Below are 7,859 nucleotides of genomic sequence, written 5' to 3'. Positions count from 1 at the left end.
GTCAAGGCGGTTTGACGATGCAGCCGCGCAAAAGGGGCCCCTGCCCGGCGTCGTTTTCTTACGGAACCCCGGCCAAAGGCCTGCTTTTTCAGCATTTTTTAAATTTGGGGCGCCTCCACAAAGCAGTGGAGGTGCAGCGGGCTCAGCACTTTCAGCCCTTCGCCCAGTGCAAAGCCGCGGCCTGCGGCGCGCTGCTGGCTCTGCAGGGTGAAGTACGCCCGGTACATGGCCAGAAGCTCGTCGTTCAGCTGGGTGCGGTGCAGGGCCATGGCGGCGAATTTCTGTTCAAAGGTGTCGGTCACGTCCACCACGGTGTTGGGGTTCTGGGTGAAATAGAAGCCGATGGCTTCCGGCTGCCAGGGCTGGGTGCGGGTGCCCCGGGGATACTGGGCCAGCGCCGTGGAGATGAAGGCCTGCGCCGCGGCTTTTCCGGTGACCACATGGTCCTGATGAGCCTCGTAGGCAGCCCAGGGGTCCGGGCAGAAGAGGACATTGGGCCGGATGGTGCGCACCAGCTCGGCAATGCGGCCGGCCAGCGCGGGAATGCTCTCCAGCGAGCCGTCCGGCAAATCGAAAAAGTGGAACTGGGCGGCGCCCAGCGCCTTGCCGGCGGCCACGGCCTCGTCCCGGCGCAAAGCGGCCAGCTGTGCCGGCTCGATGGGAGCGCCCTGGGCGCCCAGATCGCCGTTGGTCACGGTCAGATAGTGGATTTCACAGCCCCGGGCGGCCAGCGCGGCAATGGTGCCGCCCATGCCGATCTCGTTGTCGTCCGGGTGGGGCTGGATGCACAGCGCGCGCTGTGCGGTCAGGATTTCGGGCGGTGTCAAAAAAGCGGAAAGATCCATTTGTATCCCTCATTTCTCCGCGCTGCGGCGGGTTTCAAGTTCGGTGCGGATATCTTCGATCTGAGCCGGCTTCAGCCGGTAGAACACAAGGGGAATCATGGCCAGCAAAAAGCACACGGCGGGCACCACGTACACGATCAGGCTGAAGCCGGTGACCACGGTGGGGTTGGGGTCCATGTTGTCCACGTAGTGCATGGCGGTCAGCGCCAGGCCCAGCACGCCTTTGGAGATGGTGGAGCTGAGCTTGTTCAGGAAGGTGTTCATGGAGAACACCACGCCTTCACCCCGGAAGCCCAGCTTCAATTCGGCAAAGTCGATGCAGTCCATCAGCATGGAGGTGCTGCTGATGGTGGTCATGCCGGTGAACGCGAAGCTGATGCCCAGCAGGATCAGGCCGGGCACAGGGCCGCCGCCCACGGCAAAGGGCAGGAAGCTGGAGACGGCGCCCGCGGCGCAGGCGGCCAGAAAGAGGTACTTTTTGTCAAACCGGCGGATCAGCGCCGGGGAGATGGCCATGCCGAAGATCATGCCCAGCACCAGGCTCAGGCCGATCCAGGTCACATAGCCGGAGTCGCCCCACACATACACGGCGAAATACATCTGCGCCACCTGGCGGATGTTGTTGACCATGTTGACCACCAGCAGCGAGACCATCAGCGCTTTCAGGGGGCCGTTGTCCAGAATGGTGTGAATGTTGCGCCGGAAGGGAATGCCCTTGGCGGGCGGTTCAATGCGCTCTTTCAGCGCAAAGCCGCTGAGCAGCATCAGCAGCGCGCCCACCCCCGCGATCACGCAGGCGGCCGCCGTGTAGGCGCCGGCGCTGCGCTCGCCGCCGAAGGCGTTCAGCAGGGACACGCTGCCCACGGACACGATCACCGTGCCCAGGGTGCCGCCGATCTTGCCCAGGGTCACCATGCCGTTCTTTTCATCGGCGTTGTGGGACGAGACCGAGGAGATGGCCCAGACGGGAATGTCATACACCGTGTAGGACATGCCCCACAGCACATAGCACACCGCGGCCAGGGCCACCGTGCCCGCGGCCGACCCGCCGAAGTTCCAGAAGCACAGCACCGTGGCAAGGGCGATGACAAAGGGGCCCGCCAGCAGGTAGGGGCGGAATTTTCCCCACCGGGTCTTGGTGCGGTCCGCGATCATACCCATCAGAATGTCGTTCACCGCGTCCCAAAGGCTGGCGGTCACCATGATGACCGTCACGCTCTGGGACGGAATGCGCAAAAGGTCTGTGAAGAAGAACATCACATACATGGTCACAAAGCTGTAGATCATGTTCTGCCCCAGCAGACTGCCGGTATAGGTCCATTTTTCCGTTTTGGTAATTTGTTTCATGGCGCGGACTCCTTTCCTCATATCCCCGCGGCGGTTCCGGCGTTTTCCATGCACAGGCGCAGAACGCCCTGCAGGCACTGCCGCCGCACGTCCCCCAACAGAACCAGCCGGGGCCGGTGCCCGGCGGGAACGGTCAACTGCTGTTCCATGCGCTGCATGTCCGCCGGGCTCAGGCAGTCGCATTTCACCGCCACAATGCCGGGGTTCAAAACGCAGGTCAGGCTGGTCACCGCGGTGCGCACAAGACCGCAGATCTGCTCCCGGTCCCGGGCGGCCCGGGCCGCCAGAAAGGCCTGCTCCAGCGTGGTGTCCCCCGCGGGCAGGCTGCCCACTTCGCCCGCAAAATCCGTGGAGCCCTTGAAGCGGCGGCCGTTCAGCACCAGTCCGCTGCCCACGCCGTTGCCGAAATAGAGATAGGCCAGGTGGTCGGTCTCGCCCGCAAAGCGGTCCGCGTACAGCCCCCAGGCGGCCAGCCCGATGTCGTTTTCCACCCACACGGGGCAGTCCAGCGCCTGCTCCAGCACCGCGCCGAATTCCACCCCTTCCAAAGCGGGCAGCGCGGGAATGCTGGTCACCACCCCGCCGCTGACCACACCGGGCACGCCCACGCCCACCGCGGCCAGGGGGATGTTTTCCGCCCGGGCGCGCATCCGCCGGATGCAGTCCAGCGTCTCGTCCACAATGGGCCCGGCGCCGATGTCCACGTCCTCCCAGCAGAAAATTTCGCCCGCCGCGTCCGCCAAAGCGCAGGTGTAGCGCCGCTCATAATAATACAGCGCCAGAAAACAGAACTGGCGGCGGTTGAATGCATACAGATGGGCGGTCCTTCCGCCCGTGGGCCCGCCCGGCCCCGCCGGAAGCACGCGCCCTTGGGCCACCAGTTCGTCTACGGCTTTGCCCACCGTCACCAGCGACAGGCCGGTCAGCCGGCTCAGCTCCGGTTTGGTCAGGGGGCCGCGGGTGCGCAGCAGCGCCTCCACCGCGTCCATGTTCATCAGCCGAAGGGTTTGCGGCTTGCCAACAGGTTCCACGAGCAACGCCTTCTTTCTTAATAAACTTTCTTTATTAATTAAGCATAACATGCACGTATCCGCCTGTCAATCGCTGCGGAAAGAGGCGGGAGCACAAAAAAACAGCCGGGGCCCGCAGACCCACGGCTGTAAAAACAGATCAAATGCCGGCTTTCCGCGCCAGCCGCATTCCGCCGAACACGGGCGCGCTGCCGTTGCCGCGCACCCGGGCAGCCCGCAGCGGTTCCGGCAGGTTGTTTTCCACACGGGCGGCATAGGCCGTGTTGCGCAGGCATCCGCCCGCGAACACCAGCCGGAACGGGGCGTCCGGCGCAAGGTGCAGCTTTTGATGGCCGGCCCGGATCAGCCGGGCCAGATGCGCCGCGCCCTGGGTCAGAATTTCTTCCCGCAGGGGTTCCGCTTCGGGCCAGTTCAGCACAAGGGCCGCCAGCGAGGCGACCTCGTCGCACCCTTCCAGCGCGGTGGCTGTCTGCGGCAGCTGGTCCAGCGGCGTGTTCAGCGCCCGGGCCACCTCTTCAAACCAGGGGGCGTAAGGGCCGCATCCGTCGCAGTACAGCAGCGCCTGTTCCAGCGCGCGGCAGCCCAGCCAGTAGCCGCTGCCCTGGTCGCTGAAGCCGTAGCCCCAGCCGCCGCTGCGGGTGACGGCACCCCGGGCGTCCACCCCCAGGACGATGGAGCCGGTGCCCGCGATCAGCACCAGGCCGGGAGGGTCCGCCGCGGCGTAGAAGCCCAGCACCGCGTCGTTGCACAGGGTGTATTGCTCCGGTTTCCAGCCCAGGCTTTGCAGCAGTTTGTGCAGGCGCGCCTCGTCCTGGGCGCAGTCGCAGCCGGACATGCCGAACACCGCATGACGCACCTGTTCCAGCTGGATGCCCGCCCGCTGCCACAGGGCGTTCAACCCCGCGGAAATGTTCTGGCGCACAGCGTCCTCGCCCACGGACTTGATGCTGGCCGCACCGCTTTGAAGCCGGACGGAGACGGACCGGTCCTCGCTTTCCAGCAGAAAATCCGTTTTGGTGCCGCCGCCGTCCACCGAAAGATAATAGTTCATGGTTTGCCCTCCCATGTCTTCGGGAATTGCCCCGGTGTTTTTGCCGCAGGCCCACGGATGAGGGACCTGCAAAACTTACTTAATAAACTTTATTTAGTAACAGAATAACACCTTTTCCGAAGCGCTGTCAATCGGCGGCTATTTAAAAATCAGATTGCGGTATTCCCGCGGCGACATGTGTTCCACGCTTCGGAAGATTTTGTCAAAGTGGGAGGCGCTGTTGAAGCCGCTTTGCAGTGCGATCTGCAGCAGCGAGCACTTTTCGGGGCTGCTCAGCATTTCCTTGGCATTGGACAGGCGCACCAGATTGGTGTACTGGGGAATGGACAGTCGGGTGATGCGGTTGAAGTTGCGCGACAGCGTGTATTCGTTGACGTAAAACACTTTGGCCAGCGAGGCCAGGGTGATGTTTTCCACATAATGGTTCTGAATGTATTCACACACGCTGGAAACCAGCTGGTGATGATCCGAGATGGCCGGGTTGCGGCTGTTGCGATAGACCGATTCCAGCAGCAGAAGCGACTCGGCCAGCAGTGTTTCCATGTGCAGAAGCGAAGTGGGCGACTGGTTTTTGTACTCTTCCAAAAGGGTGAACAGCAGCTTGCGCAGCGCGGCGCGCTGCTCGCCGCACAAAGAGAACCGCAGATAGGGCGCTTTCGACTGAAACAGATGAAGCTGTGCCAGCCGGCTGCCCAGCGACTGAAGAAAGGCAAAATCCCAGTTGACCAGCAGCCGCTCGGAATAAATTTCCTCGCTGGAGATGGTGCGGTGGCGCACTTCCGGCGGGATCAAAATCACGTCGCCCTGATGCAGGGTGAACTTTTCCTGATCGAAGCAGTAAATGCGGCTGCCGATCAGCTGAAAATACAATTCGTACTGGAAGTGTGTATGGACCTGAAACATGTTGCTGGTCTGCCGGAACTCCATATGGTCCACATAGATGAGGCTCTCTTCCAAGGCGATCCCTCCTGTACCGTTGATCCGAAAGACGGATCTGTTTTTATTTATAGTCAGTTCTTTCGGGAATGTCAAGAAAGCACAATTTCCAAAAAAGAAACGCAAAAAACAGGATGAGAAAAACGGCGGTTTCTGTTAAACTATCTGTCGGCGAGAATGCTGCGGAAAGGATGATTGGATGGATTTTTTGCAGATGCGCACCGAAATCGGCGCGGTGGCGGCAGGCATCGGGCTGGGGCCGGATGTGTGCGGCGCGGTGGCCGAATGCGCGCAAAATGTGCTGAACGAGGAAACGGTGCGCCTGTGCGCCCGGCTGACGGAGCCGGAAACCGCCCGCGATGCGGCGCAGCGGATCAGCGAGCTGTTTGTGCAGGACCCGGGCGGCGCTGCCAAGCTGACGCTCTTTTTAGGGGCCGCCTGCCTTGCCCGCGAAAAATGGGCGCAGATCGGCGTGGCGGACGAGATTTTCTGGGACACGGCCGCCTGCCTTGCCCGGTTCGTACAGGAGATGCGCCAGCGCACGGGCCGGCCGCTGTTTGACCGGGAACAATGGGCGTGGCGGCAGATGTGCGGCCGCCTGTTCCGGCTGGGAACGCTGGAGTTTGAATATGTGGTCGTGGAAGAGGGCGCGTGCCGGCCCTGGGGCGTACAGCCGGGTCAGGCGGTTTTGTCGGTGCATATCCCCGGCGACCGGCCTTTGACGGAGCAGAGCCTGCGCGAATCCTACCGGCAGGCGGCGGCCTTCTGGGAAAAATACGAGGCGGCCTTTTGCCCGGTGGGACGGCCGGTGCTCTGGTGCTGCGACAGCTGGCTGCTTTCGCCCATGCTGGCCCAGTGCCTGCCGGCATCCTCGGCGATCCGGACGTTTGCACGGGCATATGAGCTGTACGATGTGGACCCGGCGGACGAATCGTTTTACTTCTGGCTGTTCGGCGGCAAAAAGAAGCCGGAGGAGCTGGAGCAGCGCACGTCTTTGCAGCGGGCGGTGGCGGAAAAGCTGCGCCGGGGCGAACCCATCGGTTCCGCCAGAGGTTTTTTAGCATTTTTAAAATGATTTTTTCAGATGTTGCAGATTTGACCGGACCAAAAGCAGAAAAAGAAGAGTTTTGTGCGACCAATCGTACAGAAATCATCTGTTTTTCAAACAAAAAATAGGGAAAATGTGCACAACGGCGCTGCAAAGAACTCAAGAAAAGACAATAAACGTGCGTGAAACGCAAGAAAAGCAAAGACTTTAGAGCCTGCGGTTGTTACAATAAAAACCACAGGGACATGTCCGAGAAACGATGAATGAACATGGAAGGTGGAAAACAATGAAAAAGTTCCGCAAGCTGTTATCTTTGGCGATGGCGGCAGTTTTGGCTGTGAGTATGAGCGCCTGCACCGGTATGCCGGGCGCTGCGGATGAGCCGGAGACCTCCGGTTCCGCCACGGGCACATCCGGGGATGAGCAGGTCACGCTGCGTTTTTCCTGGTGGGGTGACAACCTTCGTCATGAGGCGACGCTGGCTGCCATCGAAAAATACCAGGAACTGCACCCCAACGTAAAGATTGAGGGCGAGTACGGCGGATACACCGGCTTTTATGAGAAGCTGATCGCGCAGCTGGGCGGCGGCAACGAGCCGGACATCATGCAGCTGGACGCCATGTGGATCTACGACCTGGCCAACAAAGGCGACTATTTTGTGAACATGGCTGAGCAGGACATCGTGGACCTGTCTCAGTTTGACGAGACGTTTATGCAGGACAACTGCACGGTGGACGGCACGGTGCTGGGCGTACCCACGGGCCTGAACGCCGAGGTGTTCATGGTCAACAAGGATATGTTTGACGAACTGGGCGTCGAGATCCGTGACGACTACACCTGGAACGACCTGATCGAGATCGGCAAAAAGCTGAAGGAAAAAGACCCCGAGGGATTTTTGCTGCGCGGCGACTTGATCAACGTGGAATACATCCTGAAAAAATATGTCATCCAGCTGACCGGCAAGGAATGGATTGACAGCGAGAAGAATTTCGGCTTTACCGAGGATGAGCTGGCGGCCGGCTATCAGTTCATTCTGGACCTGATCGACAACAACGTGCTGCCCCCGATGAAAGAGATCATCGAATACAACACCAGCGACACGCTGAACCCCAAGTGGACCGAGGGCCGTGTGGGCGGCGCCATCGAGTTCGTCAGTGCCTTTGACGGCTGGCAGAGCACCACCCCGTCCGAACTGGTTGTTGTGCAGTGCCCGACGATGGAAGACGCCAAGGCCAGCGGCCTGCTGGTCCGTCCGTCTCAGCTGTTCGGCGTCAGCAAGAATTCCGCTCACCAGGACGTGGCGCTGGATTTCGTGCAGTTCATGATGAGCGATCCCGACGGTGTGAAAGCGCTGGGCACCACGCGCGGCGTGCCTGCGTCCGCAGCGGCCCGTCAGATCCTGGCGGACGACGGCCAGCTGAACCCGATGCTGCAGGAAGCGGTGGACGCGGCGGTCCCCAACGCGTTTAAGCCGGAGAGCGCCTACACTTCCAACACGGAGATCAAGGTTGCCGGCGAGCAGACCCTGGAGGCCATGGGCTATCCTGATGCTCGGCGAAAAACTCGCGGAGCTTGTCAGCTTCTTCGGGTAGGACAAAGCC

6 protein-coding genes and 1 pseudogene are annotated in these 7,859 nt (G+C 61.2%); 2 read left to right on the top strand and 5 right to left on the bottom strand.

The window, feature by feature from the left end; translation table 11 throughout:
- Positions 1-98: 98 nt before the first annotated feature.
- From WMO24_RS05910 to WMO24_RS05890, 5 genes are all read right to left on the bottom strand, one after another.
- A complete protein-coding gene (locus WMO24_RS05910; RefSeq protein WP_349215392.1) occupies positions 99-845 on the bottom strand; it encodes a PIG-L deacetylase family protein in 747 nt (248 codons plus the stop codon).
- 9 nt (positions 846-854) lie between these two features.
- On the bottom strand, positions 855-2,192 hold the full coding sequence (locus tag WMO24_RS05905; protein ID WP_349215391.1) for an MFS transporter: 1,338 nt from the start codon (positions 2,190-2,192) through the stop codon (positions 855-857).
- Positions 2,193-2,209: 17 nt separating this feature from the next.
- Positions 2,210-3,223 (bottom strand): ROK family protein, encoded by a 1,014-nt coding sequence (locus tag WMO24_RS05900; protein WP_349215390.1) that lies wholly within the window; start codon positions 3,221-3,223, stop codon positions 2,210-2,212.
- Between the two features lie 139 nt (positions 3,224-3,362).
- Positions 3,363-4,274 carry an N-acetylglucosamine kinase gene (locus WMO24_RS05895; RefSeq protein WP_349215389.1) on the bottom strand — a complete coding sequence of 304 codons (912 nt, stop codon included), beginning with the start codon at positions 4,272-4,274 and terminating at the stop codon, positions 3,363-3,365.
- A 138-nt stretch (positions 4,275-4,412) separates the two neighbouring features.
- The gene (locus WMO24_RS05890; protein WP_349215388.1) at positions 4,413-5,231 is read right to left on the bottom strand and encodes a helix-turn-helix transcriptional regulator; all 819 of its coding nucleotides are present in this window, start codon (positions 5,229-5,231) and stop codon (positions 4,413-4,415) included.
- 178 nt (positions 5,232-5,409) lie between these two features.
- On the opposite strand from WMO24_RS05890, the gene WMO24_RS05885 reads away from it, so the two are divergent.
- Positions 5,410-6,285: an acyltransferase domain-containing protein gene (locus WMO24_RS05885; RefSeq protein WP_349215387.1), complete on the top strand. Its 876-nt coding sequence runs from the start codon at positions 5,410-5,412 to the stop codon at positions 6,283-6,285.
- A gap of 232 nt (positions 6,286-6,517) precedes the next feature.
- Positions 6,518-7,633, top strand: a pseudogene (locus tag WMO24_RS05880) (ABC transporter substrate-binding protein); the annotation flags it as partial.
- Positions 7,634-7,859 lie beyond the last annotated feature (226 nt).

This window comes from Ruthenibacterium intestinale, assembly GCF_040096265.1.
Lineage (GTDB): Bacteria > Bacillota > Clostridia > Oscillospirales > Ruminococcaceae > Ruthenibacterium > Ruthenibacterium komagatae.
This window is presented reverse-complemented; position numbering and strand designations above follow the sequence as displayed.